This is a genomic window from Pinibacter aurantiacus (assembly GCF_019130065.1).
Taxonomy (GTDB): Bacteria; Bacteroidota; Bacteroidia; order Chitinophagales; family Chitinophagaceae; genus Pinibacter; species Pinibacter aurantiacus.
Genome location: NZ_JAHSPG010000013.1, coordinates 448,582 through 469,178, shown reverse-complemented (window position 1 = coordinate 469,178; position 20,597 = coordinate 448,582). Strand labels below are relative to the sequence as shown.

14 protein-coding genes and 1 riboswitch are annotated in these 20,597 nt (G+C 42.6%); of the genes, 12 read left to right on the top strand and 2 right to left on the bottom strand.

Annotation, left to right across the window (positions count from 1 at the left end):
- Positions 1-157 precede the first annotated feature (157 nt).
- Positions 158-1,510 (bottom strand): amidohydrolase family protein, encoded by a 1,353-nt coding sequence (locus KTO63_RS17650; protein ID WP_217792803.1) that lies wholly within the window; start codon positions 1,508-1,510, stop codon positions 158-160.
- Between the two features lie 366 nt (positions 1,511-1,876).
- On the opposite strand from KTO63_RS17650, the gene KTO63_RS17645 reads away from it, so the two are divergent.
- From KTO63_RS17645 to KTO63_RS17600, 10 genes are all read left to right on the top strand, one after another.
- Complete coding sequence (locus KTO63_RS17645) at positions 1,877-2,242, top strand: hypothetical protein (protein WP_217792802.1); 366 nt, start codon at positions 1,877-1,879, stop codon at positions 2,240-2,242.
- 39 nt (positions 2,243-2,281) lie between these two features.
- Positions 2,282-3,676 (top strand): TolC family protein, encoded by a 1,395-nt coding sequence (locus tag KTO63_RS17640; protein WP_217792801.1) that lies wholly within the window; start codon positions 2,282-2,284, stop codon positions 3,674-3,676.
- A gap of 6 nt (positions 3,677-3,682) precedes the next feature.
- Entirely contained in the window at positions 3,683-6,889 is a 3,207-nt protein-coding gene (locus KTO63_RS17635; RefSeq protein WP_217792800.1) for an efflux RND transporter permease subunit, read from the top strand.
- Between the two features lie 74 nt (positions 6,890-6,963).
- The gene (locus KTO63_RS17630; RefSeq protein ID WP_217792799.1) at positions 6,964-8,043 is read left to right on the top strand and encodes an efflux RND transporter periplasmic adaptor subunit; all 1,080 of its coding nucleotides are present in this window, start codon (positions 6,964-6,966) and stop codon (positions 8,041-8,043) included.
- 296 nt (positions 8,044-8,339) lie between these two features.
- On the top strand, positions 8,340-8,789 hold the full coding sequence (locus KTO63_RS17625) for a response regulator (protein ID WP_217792798.1): 450 nt from the start codon (positions 8,340-8,342) through the stop codon (positions 8,787-8,789).
- A gap of 211 nt (positions 8,790-9,000) precedes the next feature.
- Complete coding sequence (locus tag KTO63_RS17620; RefSeq protein ID WP_217792797.1) at positions 9,001-9,528, top strand: hypothetical protein; 528 nt, start codon at positions 9,001-9,003, stop codon at positions 9,526-9,528.
- 104 nt (positions 9,529-9,632) lie between these two features.
- Positions 9,633-9,833: riboswitch (cobalamin riboswitch) on the top strand.
- Positions 9,834-10,052: 219 nt separating this feature from the next.
- A complete protein-coding gene (locus KTO63_RS17615; RefSeq protein ID WP_217792796.1) occupies positions 10,053-11,381 on the top strand; it encodes a DUF5074 domain-containing protein in 1,329 nt (442 codons plus the stop codon).
- 14 nt (positions 11,382-11,395) lie between these two features.
- Positions 11,396-13,435: a TonB-dependent receptor gene (locus KTO63_RS17610; RefSeq protein ID WP_217792795.1), complete on the top strand. Its 2,040-nt coding sequence runs from the start codon at positions 11,396-11,398 to the stop codon at positions 13,433-13,435.
- 157 nt (positions 13,436-13,592) lie between these two features.
- The gene (locus KTO63_RS17605) at positions 13,593-14,711 is read left to right on the top strand and encodes a YncE family protein (protein ID WP_232373226.1); all 1,119 of its coding nucleotides are present in this window, start codon (positions 13,593-13,595) and stop codon (positions 14,709-14,711) included.
- 29 nt (positions 14,712-14,740) lie between these two features.
- Positions 14,741-15,883 (top strand): PKD-like domain-containing protein, encoded by a 1,143-nt coding sequence (locus KTO63_RS17600; protein ID WP_217792793.1) that lies wholly within the window; start codon positions 14,741-14,743, stop codon positions 15,881-15,883.
- A gap of 158 nt (positions 15,884-16,041) precedes the next feature.
- On the opposite strand, the gene KTO63_RS17595 is transcribed toward KTO63_RS17600, so the two are convergent.
- On the bottom strand, positions 16,042-17,094 hold the full coding sequence (locus KTO63_RS17595) for a sensor histidine kinase (protein ID WP_217792792.1): 1,053 nt from the start codon (positions 17,092-17,094) through the stop codon (positions 16,042-16,044).
- 507 nt (positions 17,095-17,601) lie between these two features.
- Here KTO63_RS17595 and KTO63_RS17590 point away from each other — a divergent pair.
- Complete coding sequence (locus KTO63_RS17590; RefSeq protein ID WP_217792791.1) at positions 17,602-18,423, top strand: purine-nucleoside phosphorylase; 822 nt, start codon at positions 17,602-17,604, stop codon at positions 18,421-18,423.
- Between the two features lie 16 nt (positions 18,424-18,439).
- Positions 18,440-20,479, top strand: a complete 2,040-nt coding sequence (locus KTO63_RS17585; RefSeq protein ID WP_217792790.1) for a putative porin — start codon at positions 18,440-18,442, stop codon at positions 20,477-20,479.
- Positions 20,480-20,597 lie beyond the last annotated feature (118 nt).

Genomic DNA, 20,597 nt, shown 5'->3' with positions numbered 1-20,597 from the left:
ATTTAACTATTTCTCAAAGATCTTTTCCCGTTTTACAAACATAGGAGGCACTAAGGGCACTAAGCCTCACTAAGAAAACCTACACTTTAGACAACCCTTAGTGAAACTTAGTGTCCTTAGTGTCTTAGTGGTGAAAAAACAGCGCCGAAGGCGCCACCTAGTTTTTCTCGCCGGCCTTATACACCGCAAAGATCTTTCTCGTGTTCTTAATATCCCCCACAGGATTCGCATCAAGCACTATAAAATCAGCGGTCTTACCTTTTTCAATTGTGCCAAATTTATCATCGATCTTTAAAAGGGTAGCAGCGTTTTTCGTGGCGATAGTAATTGCTTGCAGCGGCGTCAATCCTGCCTGTACCAGCAATTCCATTTCAAGGTGCTCTGAAAAGCCTTGCGCACGGATGGGCGTAGCACCGGAGTCGGTGCCCAGGGAAATAAGAATGCCTGCATCATGCAATTTCTTTACGTTGCGTAGTACAGTTTGAAGGGCTGCTTCGTTCTTCGCAAGGTCGGGCGACTTCCTTAAATCGTCCTGGTATTTCTGCGACGTGATCATTTCATACACACCCGGCTCCAGAGATTTTTTGAAGAAGGTATCATTTAGCCAATCTGCCTTGCGTGCATAGATGTAAGCAAATTCATCAAGCGAAAGGGTAGGAATGTACATTACTTTTTTCGCCTTCATTTGCTGGATCAGTGTGTCGTCAATGACTTTGTCGCGAATGCTGTGTGCGAGAATATCCACACCGTCAGCAACAAGTTTTTTAGCGTCGTCCAAATAATACACATGAGAAGCTACGCGGAGATCGTGTTTATGGGCTTCGTCAATAATCGCTTTGTAAATGGAAGGATTCATTTTGGGAAACTTGCCGCCAAAATCATCCACCCACATTTTAATTACATCCGGTTTTACAGTAGCAACGCTGTCCATTTCTTTCGCTACGTCCGCAGCAGTTGCTGGTCGAAAAACCATGTCCATCGACATGCCCAACGGTGGCGCGCCATTGGGAACGCCAAAGCCATATCCCGCACTGTGGTAACGTGCTCCGGGCAGCAAGCCTGTTAGAGACGAGTCTCTCAATCCACTTTGAAAAAGCATCGGCCTGTCCGTGCCCATCACTAAAATATTGGTCACTCCATAGTCTTCGTATTGCTTGAGCTGTCGCAAAATATTTTCTCTTGTATAGAAAGAACCACTTGTGCTCGAACCTTTCAGGTTGCCCACATGCACATGCGTGCTGATGATCGCGGGCATAATCGTTTTGCCTTTCAGATCAATTTCTTTTGCGTCGTCAACATGCTGGTTCGGACCGACCGCCGCAATGGAATCTCCCTGCACAAGAATGTCTGTGTTTTCAATGGGGGCGCCTCCATTCCCGTCAATTAGCGTGACGTGTTTGAAGAGTGTGGCATTGTCGCTTTTAGTGTCTTTGTCGCTACTCTTGGGTTCATTGTTGCATGCCACAATAATCGTTGAAAGCAAGACAAATGCAGAGATATATGTTTTCATAAAACAAACTGTTTTGTTGTTGAGATGTTGTGTGCGACGTACGAAATTCGTAGAGATGTAACGCTCGACTCTTTACCACTGAGGCACTAAGTACACTAAGCCGCACTAAGAAAAGTCTAAACTACAAACTATCCTTAGTGAAGCTTAGTGTTTCCTTAGTGCCTTAGTGTTTTTATTTTGCTTTCAAATAAACAGAAATTCACAACAATAGTGACAATTGCACATCGCGCATCACTGACGACTAACCCTTCGCGTAATATACAACATTCAAGCCAGCATGTTAACTGCATGTTATTTAATGAGCTGTAACTTTATTTTATTACAGCGAAGGAGCGAAGTTTTGAGTGAATCAATTAATTTTGACCCGTGCCAAATAGAATATTTACCCATAGGACTCCATTCAAAGTGCTGTTACTACTCGTTTTCAGCATATTCTATTTCGTACAGGTACAGGCAAGTTTCATTGCTTGTGCTTACAATGATTATCCAACTTTATCTTCCGCAAAACAATCCCACGGGTTTACTATTTCTCAAAAAGGAAAGGAAACAAAGGCATTGGCAAAGCTAAACAAGCGTTACCAGGCTGCTGATTTTGTTGCAATTCTTCCTTTAACAGTCGAGGTTGAAAAGCCATTTTGCTCAATTGAAAAAGAATGGCAGCAATTCTTCTTCGATGTTCCCATCAATTATCCTTACTGCTTATCGTTACGGGGCCCGCCCGCTTTTGATTAATTCCGGTTCTCTATTTTATTAATCAAAAGAAAAAGTTTTATGCTTGTTTTACGAAGTAAAGCAGCAAAGTTGACTGTATACATCATTGTGTGTATGACTCCTTTGTTGTCTTTGGCGCAGGTACAATCAGTATCCCTGCAAAATTTAATTGATTCCGCAGTACATCACCTGCCGATACTCGATCAAAAAAGAGCGCTTGTTAAAAGTGCAAATGCGCAGGTAGATAATGTTCGTCATAATTTTTTGCCGTCGGCAGTGGTGGCCGATGAGCTGACCTTAGGCACCGATAATGGAGTGCCCGGTTCATACTGGTCCTTTGGCATCATTCCTTCTACATCTTCCGGAATAAGGAGCAGCAATGATTATCAGTCTGCCTTTGGCAATATTGCCATTTTATACGGTCAATACAATTTGATCAATTTCGGTTTAAAGAATGCAAAGGTCGAGCAGGCAAAAATGTATGCCGATGTTAACAACTCAGATCTTGAAAAAGAAATTTATCTCCTGAAATGGCAGATTGCGAAATTGTATTTTGACCTGAAAAAAAATACCTATCAACTTGAAGTGGATGCGCAGAATGTAAAGCGCAATGAAGAGATCTATAAAGTGATACAAGCCGTTACGCTCAGTGGTATCAAGGCCGGCGCCGATTCTTCGATGGCGTTGGCAGAGCTGTCCAAAACGCGTATCAACTACAATCAAACACTGGGGCAGGTTTTCCAGTTGCAGCAGCAGTTGTCTTTTCTCACCGGCATTCCACAGTATAACCTGAGTATGGATACTACTGGAAAGAAGGATTATAACCAATCTGTGCAGGCGATATTGTTGCAGGCTGACAGTGCGCAAAATCCACTGACTGATTATTACGAGAAGCAAAAGAAAGTTTACGAAGCAACAGAGGCATTGGTAAAGAAAAGTTACATGCCGAAAGTGTTGTTGTCTGCAAGCACATGGGCAAGAGGCTCGGGTATTGATTACAATGGCAATTTTAAAACAGATCCCTCTGGCCTTGGTTACCAGCGTGTCAATTATATGGCGGGGCTTACTTTATCATACGATCTTTTTAATGGTGTGCATAAAAGAGATGAACTGGCTGTAAGCAAATACAATGCACAGGCAAGCGACTATGCTTTGCAGCAGCAGCGTTTGGCACTGCAAAATGCAAATGCACAGGCAAACGAAGCCATCAATACTGCCTATAAAAATTTGAAGGAAATTCCTGTTCAGATCAAATCATCAACAGATACCTACAATCAAAAAAGAGCGCAGTACAAAGCAGGTATCATCAATCTGATCGATCTCACCAATGCATCGTATGTATTGTACAGATCGCAAACAGATTATGTGCGTACACTGAGCGACTGGTTGCTGGCAAACCTTGATAAAGCCGCAGCCACAGGCAATCTTGATCAATTTATTCAATCCGTAAAATAATTAACCATGGTAAAGATGGCTTTGAAAAAACCAATTACCATATTGGTTTTGTTTATTGGGCTTTTACTTTTTTCTGTATTAGCCGTTCGCACAATTCCTATTGATATTTTTCCAAAACTGAATTCACCTACCATTTACGTAATTGAGCAATATGGCGGCATGTCGGCGAAACAAATGGAAGGATTTTTTGCCACACGTATGCAGGATCAGTTCCTGTACATCAATGGTGTAAAAAACATTGAAAGCAAAAGCATACAAGGGCTTTCGCTTATTAAGCTGAGTTTTTATGAGGGAACGGATATGGCCGAAGCCTCTGCGCAAGTGGCTTTGCAGGTGAGCAGGACACAGGCATTTTTTCCGCCGGGCGCATTGCCGCCGCAGGTGATTCGTTTCGATGCCTCTTCGCTGCCGGTAGGAGAGTTGGTGTTCAGCAGCAAAACACGGTCGCTTAAAGAAATATTTGACCTTGCGCTGACACGCGTGAGGCCAATGTTTGCAACGGTTCCTGGCATGTCGTCAGCACCGCCATTTGGGTCCAATGCAAGAACGGTTGTGATCAATGTTGATCCGCAAAAATTACGCACAGTGAACATGTCGCCGGACGAAGTGGTGGAGGCCATCGCAAAAAATAATGCGATCAGCCCCTCGGGAAATATCCGAATCGATAGCACCATGTTTGTAACATCAGTGAATTCATTGGAGAACAAAGTCCAGGCGTTTGAAGATATCCCGCTCAGGAGCAATGGCGCTTCCACGCTGTTTGTAAGGGATGTTGCATCAGTGGCAGATGCTGCCGATGTTACTGTTTCTTATGCGTTGGTAAATGGCAAACGCTCCGTGTATATTCCTGTTGTAAAAACTGCAGATGCATCTACCTGGGATGTTGTACAAACATTGAAAAAGAAAATTCCCGAAATGCAAAGCCTTTTGCCGGATGATGTGAAGATCACTTATGCATTTGACCAATCGGTGTTTGTAATGAACTCTGCCAAAAGCCTGATGACAGAAGGCATACTGGGCGCTATTCTCACGGGATTGATGGTGCTGCTGTTCCTGCGCGACTGGCGAAGCAGTCTCGTAGTGATCGTTACCATTCCCGTAGCAATATTAAGTGCCGTTTTCTTTTTGAAATTGTGCGGACAAACCATCAATATCATGACGCTGAGCGGTCTTTCACTCGCGATTGGTATCCTCGTGGACCAGGCAACAGTAACGATTGAAAACATTCACCAGCATTTGGAAATGGGCAAATCAAAACGGCAGGCAATCTATGATGCATGTACTGAAATTACGCTTCCGTTGATGCTTATTTTGTTGTGTATTCTTGCAGTGTTTGCTCCGGCTTTTGTCATGTCTGGCGTTCCCAAAGCGATGTTTCTGCCCCTGTCATTGTCCATTGCATTCGCCATGATCGTCTCCTTTATTGCAGCACAAACATTGGTTCCTGTTATCAGCAATTGGTTGCTAAAGGCGGAGATGTTTCAATATCATCATTCGCAGGATCATGCACATGCAGGGCTCGCGTTGAATGCCGAAGAAGTAGATGAAGTGAATGAACACAATTTGCAGGATGCAAAACGCGGTCATGAAAATGGTTTTTTTCAACGCCTGAAAATGTCGTTGCAAACAAAACTCGATGGTTGGATGAAACGAAGACAGCTTATCGTATCGCTGTACGTATTACTGGTATTGGCGGCGGCAGGTGTTTGTTATTTTGTCATTGGTAAAGATCTCTTGCCTAAAACAAACTCTGGTCAGTTGCAATTGCGCATCAAACAACCGGATGGTACAAGGCTTGAAGTGACGGAACGCACTACGAAAGATGTGTTGAATATTATCGATAAAACAGTAGATGGCCACATAGACATTTCATCTGCATTTGTCGGATTGGTGCCGAGCAGTTTTGGTACAAGCAATCTATATGTGTTCAATGCAGGAACACATGAAGCCGTAATACAAGTCAATCTTGATGAGGACTACAAGGTAAAAATGGATCAGTTGAAAGAAACATTGCGCAAAGAAATTGCCGCTAAATATCCGCAGCTGCGCATTTCCTTCGAGCCTATCGAACTGACGGAGAAGATAATGGCGCAAGGTGCTTCAACGCCTATCGAAGTTAGAGTTGCAGGAAAAAATATGAAAGACATCAGGGCGTATGCGGATAAGATTGTTAGCAATCTAAAATCGATCAATTATCTCCGCGATGTGCAAATTCAGCAACCGCTTGATTTTCCTTCAGTGAACATAACAGTGGATCGTTTGAAGCTCGCGCAAATGGGCCTGACCATCGATAATGTCACACGAAGCATTACTGATGCAACTTCTTCCAGCAGATTTACCAACAAGAATCTGTGGCTCGATGAAAACAGTTCGTACACTTATCAAACACAAGTTCAGGTGCCTGAATACATGATGAACTCGATGGAGCAAATGCAGGCCATTCCGTTGGTTAAGGGCCAGTCAAGACCTGTACTGTCAGATGTTGCAATGGTTAACAACACGAAGGTGCCAGGCGAATACGACAGGAGCGGCCCCAGAAGATTTGTTACCATTAGCGCCAATATTTTTAATAAGGATCTGGGAACTGCAACCGCTGCTGTTCAAAATGAAATTGATGAGGCAGGCAAACCGCCTGTTGGTTTGGTGACAGAAATAAAGGGCATGTCTTCTTTGCTTGTTGAAACACTTGGTTCCTTGCAAAGCGGTTTAATTGCAGCAATCATTGTAATTCTATTGTTGCTCGCTGCCAACTATCAGTCGTTTGGATTGTCGGTTGCAGTATTGTCAACCGTGCCCGCGGTGTTATTGGGTTCTATGCTTCTATTGTTGGCAACAGGCGCTACACTCAACCTGCAATCTTACATGGGCATCATCATGTCAACAGGCGTGTCCGTGGCAAATGCGATCCTGATTGTTACCAATGCAGAAGCCCTGCGGATTGAGTACAAAGATGCATTCAAAGCGGCATCAGTTGCGGCCAGTATACGTTTGCGTCCCATTTTGATGACAAGTCTCGCTATGATCGCGGGTATGATACCAATGGCCAGTGGCCTCGGAGAATCCGGTGATCAGTCAGCGCCACTCGGGCGGGCAGTAATTGGCGGGTTGATCGCTTCAACATTTGCCGCATTGCTGATCGTTCCTCTTGTGTACGGTTGGATACAGCAGAAAAAAACATTCGAACCCCCTTCATTATTACCTGAAAACGCATAATGCACATTGGCTAACGCTAAACGCACCTTTGTGCATTAAGTGTTCACCATAAAATAAAAGACAAAAAATAAAAGATGAAAAAAGCAATCATTTATATATTTCCTATCATAGTTTTTGCAGCTTGCTCCACGGCGCAGAACCAGGAAAAGAAAAGCGAGAAAAAAGAAAGTGCACCTGCTTATGCAACCGCAACCGTAGAGCAGGGTGGCATTTCATCTACAGTAAAATTGCCTGCACAACTGGCAGCTTACCAGGAAGTGAGCATTTTTCCTAAAGTAAACGGATACGTGAAAAGCGTGCTGGTAGATATCGGCAGCAAAGTGAAGCAGGGCCAATTGCTGATGACACTCGAAGCGCCGGAATTGATCGACGCATCTTTGCAGGCAAAGGAAACCTATGCAAAAAGCAAATCAGGGTTTGCAATAGATAAGGAAAATTACATGCGCTTGCTGGAAGCATCACGCACTGCTGGTGCCATTTCGCCGCTCGATCTCTCTACCGCAAGAGCGAAGATGGAGGCTGATAGTTCGCTTTGCAATGCCGAAAAAGCGAATTGGCAAAGACAAGAGCAAATGCTCGCATACCTGAACGTTACCGCGCCGTTTACGGGCATAATCACCGAGCGTAATGTGCATCCCGGTGCATTGGTAAGTGCTGCTGAAAAAAATACCGCCATGCTGGAATTGAAGCAGGTTGAGCATTTAAGATTGCAGGTGAGTGTTCCTGAATTATTTTCTACCCAAATGAAGATCAACGACACGATTTCATTTTATGTAAACGCTTTAAATGGTAAAAAGCTGGCGGGAAAAATTGTGAGAAGGGCGAGCGATGTAAATACGCAATACCGAACAGAAAAAGTGGAGATCGATGTGGTGAACAAAGATGGCGTTTTGGCGCCCGGTATGTATGCGGATGTGTTGCTGCGTGCCAATGGCAGTATGCAGGCTTTCAAAGTGCCGAAGAGTGCCGTGGTTACTTCTACTGAACGCAAATATGTGCTGGTGCTGAAAAACGATATCATTTCCAAAGTAGACGTTACTACCGGAAATCAATCAGCCGATAGCGAAGAAGTGTTTGGGAACTTGCAAAAAGGTGATGTTGTCATCATCAACGCAAGCGATGAAATACCGGAGGGTGCAGTCGCAGGAAAGTAATGGCGCTGCTTAACGCTGAATGCCTAAACGCCTAACGCCTTTGTGTGCTGCACCTAAGCGTTAGGCGTTTTGCGTTGGGCGTTCAGCTTTTTGCATTTTATGGTCATTTATTTCCTCAATTAAAAAAAGTGCTCGACACATTAATTCACTCGTTTTACCGTTACTTCGGTGTGTGCCTTATTACTGGCACCATATTTGGCGCAAATATTATGATTGTTATAAAAGATAACAGTTATTTTAGTTTTTGAAACCTAATTTGATAGACGATTTATAGTCAAGTAAAACGAGACAAGCCCATGATAAATGTAAACCCCTCAACGAATGTTTTGATAGCCGAAGACGACGATGACGATTATCTGATTTTTTCCTTAGCAGTAGAAGAATTGTCTGTCCGGGTTATTTTAAGCAGGGCTGAAAACGGGGATGTCTTAATGAAAATGCTTAACGAAAAGCATCCGGATCTTTTGTTTCTTGATATATTAATGCCATGCAGAGACGGTCGTCAATGCATCAAGGAAATAAGAGCCGATTCGAAATTCGACTCTCTGCCGATTATCGTTTATTCCTCACTGAAAGACATGGAAACGATCGAATTTTGCTACCGCGCAGGTTCTAATTTGTATGCAGTGAAACCATCTTCCCTGAAAGATGTAAAGCAGGCACTTGAACGGATTTTTTCAGTTGACTGGAAAAAAATGCTCTATTATCCGCCTCTTTCGCAGTTTGTAATACGCGGGGAAGAGTAGCCAACCGCTACTGAAAATATTGAAGCACCAGTGATGGTGCTTTTTTAATAACTGAATGATTGAAGAATTGAATAGCTGAGCGGTTGATTTTCGATTTTGCTCTGCGACATTTGAACACTCAGTTACTCAGTTATTCAGTTATTATTTTTGAAATACCGAAAAAGTTGCTTTTTTTACAGATTAATTGGCGTCACCCCCTAACTTATATTTCATGAGAAAACTTGTTGCCTGCATAATCCTTTTTAGTTCTTTTGTTATGGTAGGATATAGCCAGGTTAAGGACGAAGACACGCTGCTAAACATTATGCAACAGCAGGCGATGAAAATGGCCCAGGCATTGCTGAAGGAAGACTACAGGGCATTTACAAAATTTACTTATCCGAAACTTGTTCAAATTTCCGGCGGGTACAACGAAATGGCAACATTGATAGAAAAGGAAATTTCGGGCATGAAAAAACAAGGATTTAAAATAGACGATATAAAAGTGGATTCTCCCTCGCATATTTTCCGCAACGGAAAAGAACTGCAATGCACGGTCCTCCAACACTTGTATATGACGGTTCAATCCAAAAAGGTTATGTCTACCTCCTCTCTCATTGCATTCTCATCTGACAACGGTTTGAACTGGACGTTTCTCGATGCCAACAACAAACCAATCGAAACGATCAAAAAAATAGCTCCCAACTTAAGTTCGCAAATTGTTATACCGAAACAAAGACCACCGGTGGAGTTGAATTAGTTGAGAATTGAGAATGGAGAGTTGAGAGTTGATCGTGCTTTCAACTCTCCATTCTCAATTCTCAACTAATGCAAATAAATAATGTTGCATTTCAAATTCCCCACTATATTTGCACCGCTATTTGGTTCTTTTATTCACAACAATGAATGAAGGATTAAAAGGGAATCCGGTGTAAATCCGGAGCTGTCCCGCAGCTGTAAGTTCTGTTACTGATGTCACTTCAAAGTCACTGTTACCAAGCGTTGTAACGGGAAGACCGACAAAAGGGAACGAGCCAGAAGACCTGCCTTTAGCATCATACTGATTCATTGCTTTCGGGGATAGAAGCGTGAATGATTAGCAAACAAAAATGCTTATTCATTAAGTTTTCCTTGCAGCTACATCTGTAATTAACCGTTGGGTTAGTTTAGTGTATTGCTATGTGTTTTGCGAAAAAAATGTTTCGCAAGATATGTAACAGTATAGATGTAAATCAGTGTGCCATCTTGTGTCAATTAAAATTTGAAACAAATAAAATGCACACTATGTACACCTTAAGGTCATTGGGCAAACGTATTGTCTTGCCTCTGTCGGTGATTATGTTTTCCATCGTTGCGTGTAACAAGAACAACGATTACAAACAGCCTTTGCCGCAGATCGTTGACAACAGTATCAAAGATGGTAAAGACACCATCACCATTGGTGGCAGTCTTTTGTTGTATCCAAAACTAAGCGACAGAACAACCACAAGTTATTCGTGGAAAGTAAATGGAACGCAAGCTGGCACTGATTCTACTTTGACCTTCAAGCCTGATGCCGCGGGTAAATACCTTATCAACTTTACGGCCAGCAATACCACCGGACAAGCGTCTGCAAACTATCAGATCTATGTTCTGGGTAAATATGAAAACGGTATTCTGATTGTGAATGAAGGTTGGTTCGGTCATGAAAACGGTGGTGTAAATTTTTACCGCTACGGCAGTGACACGATCGAACAGAATGTTTATGCGAAAGAAAATCCCGGAAAACAACTCGGCACTACCACTGAATTTGGCGCTGTTTTCAATGGCCGTTTCTATCTTGTTTCAAAGCAAGGACCATTCGTTGTTACCGACTCAAAGTCTTTGGTAGAAGTGGGTCGCATAGAATCATTGCCTGCCAATGGACGTGCATTTCTTGGCATCGACAGTACAACAGGATTGATTACTACACAAAGCGGCATCTATCCTTTGAACCTGCAAACATTGGCAATTGGTACAAAGCTTTCCAGTGTGAGCGGGCAGGTAGGCAACATCATCATGCAGGGCAACTATATTTTTGCACTTACGCAAACGGAAGGTGTTGTGGTACTCAACAAAAGCGATTACAGCGTTGCAAAGAAGATCGGTGGTTTGACTGAAGGCTTCACGACCGGCAGTGATGGAAGTGTGTGGGTTGCCGGAGGAACATCGCTTGTAAAAATCAATTCTTCAACACTTGATACCACAAAAGTTACATTGCCTTTCTCTGCTGCCAATACATGGGGTGCATGGACATCTGGCTCGCTTACTTTTTCGGCAACTGAGAATGCGATTTTCATAGCCAAAGAAAAATCATGGGGTTCAAGTGGCACAAGCTTTTACAAATATGTCATTGGAAACGCAGCTTCCCTGCAAAATCCATTTGCTACACTGCCAACCGGCAAAGAGTTATATGGATGCGCAACGCGCTACAATCCACTGACCAACCAGGTTGTGGTTACTGCAGTACAATCCGGTTACGGACAAAATTACAAATACAACAGCCTGTACTTCTACAATGCATCAACAGGGAATTTGGATAAGACAGTGTCTTATGAATATTTCTATTTCCCTGGTTTAATGTTATTCAACTAATAGTAATGTTCTTAATGAAAAACCATAAGGCTTTTGTGGCAAATGTGTTGTCAATGATATTGTTGTTCGCAACAAATCAGCGCAGCGCATTTGCGCAGAAGCAAAATGACTCCGCGCGACATTCGCAAGATTCGATAAAGATCCGTGTATTGGAAGAAGTAACGGTCAGGACCAAAATGCTGCTGCAAAACAAATCTGTTACACCCGTACAATCGTTGAAAGGAGAGGCCTTGCAGAACATGAACAGTCTTTCTGTTGCAGATGCGATCCGGTATTTTTCCGGTGTGCAGTTGAAGGATTATGGCGGTATTGGCGGGTTGAAAACTGTTGATACACGTAGCATGGGAAGCAACCACACGGGTGTTTTTTATGATGGTGTGCAATTGGGCAATGCGCAAAACGGACAGGTTGATCTTGGCAAATTTTCATTGGATAACATGGATGAAATTTCTTTGTACAATGCACAACGGAGCGAGATATTTCAACCGGCCAAAGCCTTTGCTTCAGCGGCTTCCATCTACTTGCAATCGCGCACGCCGGAATTTGGGAAAGAAAGATATCATTTAAAAACAGCGATTAAAACCGGGTCATTCGGGCTTTTCGATCCATCGGTATTGTGGGAGCAAAAGATCAGTAAGAATATTTCTTCTTCTTTTAGTGGAGAGTGGATCAACGCAGATGGTAAATATAAATTCCGCTACACCAACGGAACGTATGACACCACCGCGGTCCGCGAAAACGCCGACATCAACGCATGGCGAGCCGAAGCCGGATTATATGGAGTGCTTAAGGATAGCAGCAAGTGGCGCGTTAAAGCATATTTCTATGACGCTGCACGTGGCTTGCCTGGCGCAGTGGTTGCCAATAAGTTTTCACGCGGGCAAAGGCAATGGGACCGAAATTTTTTCCTGCAGGCGTCCTATGGCAACAACCTAAACAAGCGCTTCAACTACTTATTCAATGTTAAGTATGCCAATGATTACATGCGCTATCTCGATCCTGATTTTGTGACAACAACGGGCTATCTCGATAATCGCTACAAGCAACAGGAAATTTATTTTTCCTCTTCCAATCAGTACAAAATTGCTAAGTGGTGGAATGTAGCAGTGTCTGGCGATTTTCAGTGGAACAAATTAGATGCGAACCTGTATCGCTTTGCTTATCCGACGAGATTCCAGGGTTTGGTTTCCATGGCGAGTGACTTGCATTTTAGCAATGTTATTGTACAAGGTGGCGCTTTGCAAACAATGGTTTGGGATAAAGTGGAAGAATATGAGTCGGCCGGAAACAAGCAAAAACTGACGCCATTTTTATCAGCATCGTGGAAGCCTTTTGCAAAAAACAATTTGCGTGTTCGTGGATTTTACAAAAGCATATTCAGGCTTCCGACATTCAATGATCTGTATTACACTTTTATCGGCAACACATCGTTGCGGCCGGAGTATACAAAGCAGTACGATATGGGCTTTACATGGTCGAAGGCTGCGAACGCAAATCCTGTTTTTATACAGTTGCAGGTGGATGGCTATTACAACACGGTTACGGATAAAATTGTAGCGGTGCCCACCACTAATCTCTATCGCTGGATGATGTTGAATCTTGGCAAGGTAGAAGTGCATGGCATCGATGCAAGCCTCGAAACATCGTGGAAATGTTTTCAGCAACTGGTTGTTAACACTACCGTGAAATACACTTACCAGCATGCTGTTGACATAACACCAGGTGCGGACAATTATGATCAGCAAATTCCATACGTGCCTTTAAACAGTGGTTCTGCAATTGTAAGCATGCTATGGAAAACTTGGTGCTTCAATTACAGCTTTATCTATTCCGGTGAGCGCTATAGTCAGAAAATGAACATTCCTGTAAACTATGTACAGCCGTGGTATACGCATGATCTCTCACTTTCGAAAAAGGTTTCTTGTAAACATCTCAATGCCAAACTTCTTCTTGAAGTAAACAATGTATTCAATCAATACTATGATGTTGTGTTGAATTTTCCAATGCCGGGAAGGTACTGGAGGGTGGGCGCTGAATTAGGAATTAGGAATTAGGAGTTAGGAATTAGAGGGAATTGAAAATTGAAAGTTGAAAATTGAAAATGGTAGGGGCGAATCGCATTCGCCCTGATCGCTCAATTGAGTGGCGAATGGAGAGAGCGACCAATAGCCCCAGAGGGGCGACATGTTCGTAGACAAAAAAATGAAAAAAATGAAGAAAATATTGATCGTTTTATTGGTGGCAATTGGTTTTTCAAATTGCCGCAAAGATCCGTCGATTGTAAATCATGAGGAAGTAGAGGTGCAGCCGGATTCAATGTTGGGCAGCGGCTTTTATTTGTTGAATGAGGGCAATATGGGCATGAATAAGGCCTCGCTGGATTTTTATGATTTTAAGACAGGTGTTTACAAAAGAAATATCTACAACGAGATCAATCCTGCTGCTACAAAGGAATTGGGTGATGTGGGAAACGATATACAGATTTATGGCGCGAAGCTTTATGCAGTAATCAATATGTCCGACAAAGTGGAAGTATTGCAGGCATATACCGCAAAGAAAATCGGACAGATCAATATTCCCAATTGCCGTTACGTAACATTTGCCAACGGCAAAGCTTACGTTAGTTCTTATGCGGGAATTGTGGGTGATGCCAATGCTCCTGAAGGTTTTATTGCTGAGATTGATACAGCTTCATTGCAAATTATCCGCAAAGTAACAGTGGGCAGGCAGCCGGAAGAAATGGCTGTCGTAAACAATAAGTTGTATGTTGCCAACTCCGGCGGATATAGTCCACCCAATTACGAACGAACCGTTTCTGTTATTGATCTTGCTACGTTCAAAGAAGCAAAACGGATAGATGTGGCGATCAATTTGCATCACATTAAAAAGGATAACTACGGCAATTTGTTCGTTACATCACGCGGTGACTACTATGACATTCATTCCAATCTTTTTGTCATCGATACCAGAACAGATAAAGTAACGGACTCGTTTAACATAGCCGCTGAAAACATTTACATACAGGGAGATTCGGCCTATGTGTATAGTGTTGAGTGGAGCTATGTCACTAACGATAATGTCACGAGTTATGCATTGATCAATGTGCCTGAAAAACAGATCATTTCGAAAAATTTTATTGCAGATAGCCTACAAAAACAAATCAAAATTCCTTACGGCCTGGCCGTTAATGGAACCAATGGCGACATCTATGTGACGGATGCGAAAGATTACGTTACGCCGGGAACTGTTCATTGTTTCGACAGGGCGGGACGAAGAAGATGGAGTGTAACAGCGGGTGATATTCCCGCACACTTCGCGTTTTTACCATAACATTTTTAAACCTTAAAACACACATTCTGATGAATCAGAAACTCAATTGGCTTTTTGCCTTAGCCATTATTATTTTCTCAGTATACTCCTGTAAAAAAGATGACGCATCGCCCGTGCCGGTGATCTCATTGTCTGTTACAACGGACACACTCTCTGTTGCTTTTGGCGATAGCGTGATTATCAAAGCAACCGTTGGTAATAATGTGCAGGTAGAGCATTCTTGGAAATTGAATGATTCACTGTTTTCGAAAACTGCTGATTTTAGATACAAACCATCCAGGGCTGGAGACTACAAGCTTGTGTATGCCGGAGGTAATGCTGAAGGCCATTTCACGAAGAACATCGTGTTGCGCGTAGCAGCCCCGGTAAGACCAATTACCGCTGGCAGTGGCAGATACATCAGCGTCGTGTTTGATTATTTGCCTGCACCCGGACAGTTTGTAAACGAAGAAGGGTTGGGCGATAAGAATGCACCAAAGGGAATTATCGGTGGCACCGATGCCTTGTTGCATCTCGGTGCTTACGGTGGCTATGTTGTTTTTGGATTTGATCACTCCATTCTCAACAAGCCGGGGTATGACCTTGCTATTTACGGAAATCCTTTGCCGCCGCCAATGGAATGGTCAGAGCCGGGCATTGTAATGGTGAGCCAGGATAAAAACGGCAACGGTTTACCCGATGACGAATGGTACGAGCTGGCGGGAAGTGAATACAACGCCGCAACAACCAAAAAGAAATATACCATCACTTATTACAATCCCAAAGCGACTGCTGATGTTCAATGGAAAGATAATCTGGGCAACACTGGTGCCGTTGAGATCAATCCTTTTCACGACCACAGCTATTACCCATCGTTTGCGGCAAACCAGGATTCAATCTCATTTACAGGAACTCTATTGAAAAATACTTTCGGTTTAATGGACAATGGGTTTATTTATATCAACACCGGATTTTCATTTGGCTATGCTGACAACTATTCTTCCGGCGATGACTATGCAAAAAATCATTTCAATTCTTTCAATATCGATTCGGCAGTCGACGCCAACGGCCAGGCAATTCAATTGTCCTCCATTGATTTCGTAAAAGTGTACACCGGACAAAATGATAAAGGCAATACGTTGTTGGGAGAAATTTCGACGGAGATAAGTGGAGCGAAGGATCTGGGGTTTTAGACAATTAGGAATTAGGAATTAGGAATTAGAAATTAGGAGGGCGTCCAGTGAGCCCTTGTGTGCTTTATGTTTAACTATCTAAATACTAAACATAACAAACGATGACTGTTGTCGGGAATGTAACCCTTGAAGATTTCCTAATTTCTAATTCCTAATTCCTAGTTCCTCGGAATGCTCACCAAAAAAGTCGCTCCTTTCCCAATTCCTGCACTTTTCGCAGTTAACGTTCCCTTATGGCCATCGATGATTTTTCGGGAAAGGTATAGGCCAACTCCGGTGCTGGGTTCGCCGGCGGTACCGGTTTGACCTTTTGTAAGCCGTTCGAAAATTCTTTCGGAATGTGAAGGGTCAAAACCTACTCCGTCATCCGTAATAATTATGTCAATGCCATTTGTTTGCTGAATAATATTGACCTGTACAACAGATCCCGGGTACGAAAATTTGATTGAGTTTGTCAAAATGTTTTTTATCACCTGAGTAAAAAGAGCAGGAGATGCTTTGACTGAGTGCGATTTTGCCGAATTGAAAACGATATCGATGTTCTTTTTGCCCGCAGTGCTTTGCACACTATCGATCGAAGACTCAATCAAATGATTGATGTTGGTTATTTGCAAATGATCCGACAAAATATCCAAGCTGTCATAATCAAGAATTTCAATCACTTTCTCCAGCAGAACCTCCTGTTCATTGGCACATTTTGCGATCATCGAGGCTAGTTTTTTTGATTTCTCAGGGCTCATTGTTTCGCTGTCTGCCAGCTCGCTGCTGAATATTTTCAGATTCAAAAGGGGCAAACGCAAGTCATGGGAAATAAAACGGGTAAGGTCTTTTTTCTCTTCTATTCGCCTTTCCAATTCAGTTAGCGCCAAATAGATATTTTGCATTAAAATGCCCGCTTCATCTGTGTAATTAAGGGGAAGGGCAGGTAATGTTCTGTTATTCAAAAAATCTTCCAGCGTTTTTTTACTTTGCTTAAGCGGGTACAAAAGGCTGTTCAGAATATATAAAGTAACAGCTGTTGCCAGCAAGGTAAAAATGAGCGCAGTAACAAAAACATAGAGCGGAGGAATATTCTGTGAATGAAGGATGATTAAACCTATCAATCCCAAAAGCGGAATATGAATGCCCAGAAATGCGATAAACAAAAACTTAGAAGTGTAGCTGTTTCTGAGGAATTTAATGTTTGACAACGCAGAGTAAATACGGTTCATCGGTTTTATTTGGTCTACTTTAAATATAATCTTCTTTTTCCATGAAGTTAGCCTTAGCAGGTTCTATGACCCAGATTAACGTTGATATTGCAAACATGGGGCCGCGACAATAATTTTGTTGATCCGGAAATAAAATTGCTATTTCAATTTCATTAGGTAAAGGAAATTCGGCAACAGGTTAATGCCCTAAGGACAATAATATGCGGTTGTACGGCTTTCTATTGATATTGTTTCCCTACGGGAAAAGTCTTATTGCCCGTATGGCATTTATGTCAGTAGAACATGTCATAGAGAGACCTTCTTGTCCGTAGGACATTAACGTGACAATCAGTGGCATTGTTTAATTACATTGAACCCTTTAACGGCTGATTCTCAGAAGAAATTCTTAATTCTTAATTTCTAATTCTTAATTATCCCTGCTTTCTTATATTTGCTCCCGCTTGTAGCAAGCGTTTATTAAAACAATTGCATAGCAACAGGTTACAAGGAATTTTAAAAGCAAAATTTATGTCAGCACTACTCGACAAATTAAAAGAAACAGTTGCCTACATTCAAGGTCAATATTCAGCTAAACCATTGGCTGGTATTGTGTTAGGTAGCGGCCTTGGTAACCTGGTAAAAGAAATTGTGGTTGAAAAAGAAATCCCTTACGATAAAATTCCGCATTTCCCGGTATCAACAGTAGAAGGGCACCAGGGAAAACTAATTTTCGGTCAGCTTGCCGGAAAGCCCATTGTTGCTATGGCCGGACGTTTCCATTTTTACGAGGGTTACTCTGCACTGGATGTGACATTTCCAATCCGTGTAATGAGGCTTTTGGGCATCGAAACACTTTTCCTGAGCAATGCGGCGGGGGGCATGAACCTCGATTTTAAAGTGGGCGACCTGATGATCATCACAGATCATATCAGTATGTTCCAGGTGAATCCGCTGATCGGTAAAAACGAAGAGTCTTTGGGAACCCGTTTTCCGGACATGAGCGAACCATACAGCAAACAATTGATCGCTTCTGCAAAATCAATTGCTGCGGGTGCGGGCATAGACATAAAAAGCGGTGTGTACGTTGGCGTTACCGGTCCAACCTTTGAAACAAGGGCAGAGTATAAAATGCTGCACATCATAGGCGCAGATGCGGTGGGCATGAGCACTGTACAGGAAGTGATCGTGGCACAACACATGAAACTACCTGTATTTGCCATTAGCGTAATCACAGATCTTGGCATACGTGAGGAGGAAAATGTGATCACACATGAAGAGGTGCTGGAAGCAGCCCATGCGGCCGAGCCGAAATTAACAACTATTTTTAAAGGATTGATCGCCGGCCTGTAACATCTTTACATATTAAATGACATTTCCCGTTTTGGTGCAACAAAAGCTCTTGAAGCATTTCAGATATAGTATGACCATCATTGCAATGATCCTTATTGCAATGCAAGTTTCAGCGCAGAACCCTGTCCAAAACATGGGAAACCGCTTCAAGGGAATGGGCGGTGGTGGTACCGGCGGTGGCAATGACAGTCTTCGCCATAGAACAGGTTTGGAAGATTCTCTGACTATTTCATATCGTTTTCTGGATACAACACGTCAAAGCAAAATGGATTCTTCCATTAATGATTTTACAAAGCGTTTTCCTATACCCGCCCATTACATGACGCTGGGTAATAATGGGGCCGCTGCCAAGTCTTTGCTCTTTGCTCCAAATATGAAGGATGGCTGGGACCCGGGCTTTCATGCTTATGATATATACAGGTTTACAATAGAAGATACCCGTTTCTACACCACAACAAAACCATATTCTGAACTTGGGTATTTGCTTGGAAGTAAAAAAGAGCAGATCATCGGATTTACCCATACACAAAACATGACGCCCAACTGGAATGCAGGGTTTCAGTTCAGACTGATCAACTCTCCGGGCTGGTTTAAAAATCAGAATACCAACCACAGCAGTATTCGCTTCAACACAGCCTATCAGTCAAAGAATAAAAGATACCACCTGCAGTTTATAGCATTGTCAAACAAACTACAGGGTTCCGAAAATGGCGGTATACAGAATGAAGCAGATCTGCAGAACACCGTTACTTACAAAGACAGGGTGACCATACCCGTACAGCTGGGAAACTATATTGCGCCCGGTTTTGCCGTGTTCAATAGTAAAATTTCAACCGGTACAAAGGATAAGAATTCGGCTATCTTGCTGAGACAGCAATATGACTTCGGACAAAAGGATTCTACTGTAACGGACTCCACTGTAATACATTTATTTTATCCTCGCCTGAGAGTTGAATACACTATCCAGTACAACAAGTTTGATTACGCGTTTGTCGATCAGTCGCCAGATTCCTTTTACGTCAATAAATATGATTTCTTTGCGCCTCCGCCGACGAATTTCATAGTAGAAGAAAAATGGACACAGCTTATTAACGACTTTTCATTTTATACATTCCCCGATTCTCATAACTCGCAGCAGTACCTGAAGTTGGGTGCTTCCATTGAAAACCTCAAAGGTACATTTACTTCCAATGGAAGGCAGTTGTACAACACGATCCTGCACGGAGAATACCGTAATAAGACACGTAATAAAAAATGGGATTTTGAAGCAGCCGGTAATTTGTATCCAACCGGATATAATGCGGGAGACTTCAGTGTTTACGGCCATCTTCAGCGTTATTTGGGAAGAAGATTTGGTACGCTCCAGGTGGGAACGCAAATTACCAACAGAACGCCTTCTTACATTTTTACAGGAGAGGGTAGTTTCGGGTTTACTAAGAACTCATTTAATAAAGAAAATATCTTAAAGTTCTTTGGCAACGTTGATGTGCCGTATTTAAAATTGAGGCTATCCGGCGCATACTTCCTTGCAACCAACTTTACTTATTTCAACGGCTACTATCATCCCGAACAGGCCACTTCGCCATTTAACCTGTTACAGGTAAATGCAGACAAGGATTTCAAACTGACAAGGCACCTGATCTGGCATGCTCAGGTTGCATTACAGCAAAGAGTTGGCGACGGTCCTGTAAATGTGCCATTGTTCTATACCAGAAACAGGATTGGTTACGAAGGAAGTCTTGGCTTTAAAAACCTGGTATTGAATACAGGGTTAGAAATAAAATACAATTCTCCATACAAGGCTGATGGTTATTCTCCGATGTTCGGACAGTTTTATTTTCAAGACGATCGTGTAGTTAATTTAAAGGCTCCTGAAGTTGACGCGTATTTACACTTCCGTATTCGTTCCTTCGTGTCGTATGTGCGTCTCGAAAATCTAAACTCCATCAGTTTCAAAAACGGGTTCTCTTTTACCAACAACAATCTTGCAACAGCAAATTATCCGTATCCCGGCGTGCAGCTGAGGGTGGGGATTTACTGGACTTTCGTGAACTAAGAGGGCTCAACGCTAAATGCCCAACGCTGAACGCCGCTGCGAAATACTTTGCGACTTTTCGTCGCGTTAAGCGTTAAGCATTAAGCTTTTAGCTTCGTGCATTTTGTTAATTTTTCGC

Excerpts from the sequence above, each read along its gene's own strand:
- KTO63_RS17600 (WP_217792793.1), top strand. The coding sequence starts at position 14,741 with ATGAATCAGAAACTCAATTGGCTTTTTGCCTTAGCCATTATTATTTTC.
- KTO63_RS17650 (WP_217792803.1), bottom strand. The coding sequence starts at position 1,510 with ATGAAAACATATATCTCTGCATTTGTCTTGCTTTCAACGATTATTGTG.
- KTO63_RS17635 (WP_217792800.1), top strand. The coding sequence starts at position 3,683 with ATGGTAAAGATGGCTTTGAAAAAACCAATTACCATATTGGTTTTGTTT.
- KTO63_RS17625 (WP_217792798.1), top strand. The coding sequence starts at position 8,340 with ATGATAAATGTAAACCCCTCAACGAATGTTTTGATAGCCGAAGACGAC.
- KTO63_RS17630 (WP_217792799.1), top strand. The coding sequence starts at position 6,964 with ATGAAAAAAGCAATCATTTATATATTTCCTATCATAGTTTTTGCAGCT.
- KTO63_RS17620 (WP_217792797.1), top strand. The coding sequence starts at position 9,001 with ATGAGAAAACTTGTTGCCTGCATAATCCTTTTTAGTTCTTTTGTTATG.
- KTO63_RS17640 (WP_217792801.1), top strand. The coding sequence starts at position 2,282 with ATGCTTGTTTTACGAAGTAAAGCAGCAAAGTTGACTGTATACATCATT.
- KTO63_RS17585 (WP_217792790.1), top strand. The coding sequence starts at position 18,440 with ATGACATTTCCCGTTTTGGTGCAACAAAAGCTCTTGAAGCATTTCAGA.
- KTO63_RS17615 (WP_217792796.1), top strand. The coding sequence starts at position 10,053 with ATGTACACCTTAAGGTCATTGGGCAAACGTATTGTCTTGCCTCTGTCG.
- KTO63_RS17595 (WP_217792792.1), bottom strand. The coding sequence starts at position 17,094 with ATGAACCGTATTTACTCTGCGTTGTCAAACATTAAATTCCTCAGAAAC.
- KTO63_RS17605 (WP_232373226.1), top strand. The coding sequence starts at position 13,593 with ATGAAGAAAATATTGATCGTTTTATTGGTGGCAATTGGTTTTTCAAAT.
- KTO63_RS17590 (WP_217792791.1), top strand. The coding sequence starts at position 17,602 with ATGTCAGCACTACTCGACAAATTAAAAGAAACAGTTGCCTACATTCAA.
- KTO63_RS17610 (WP_217792795.1), top strand. The coding sequence starts at position 11,396 with ATGAAAAACCATAAGGCTTTTGTGGCAAATGTGTTGTCAATGATATTG.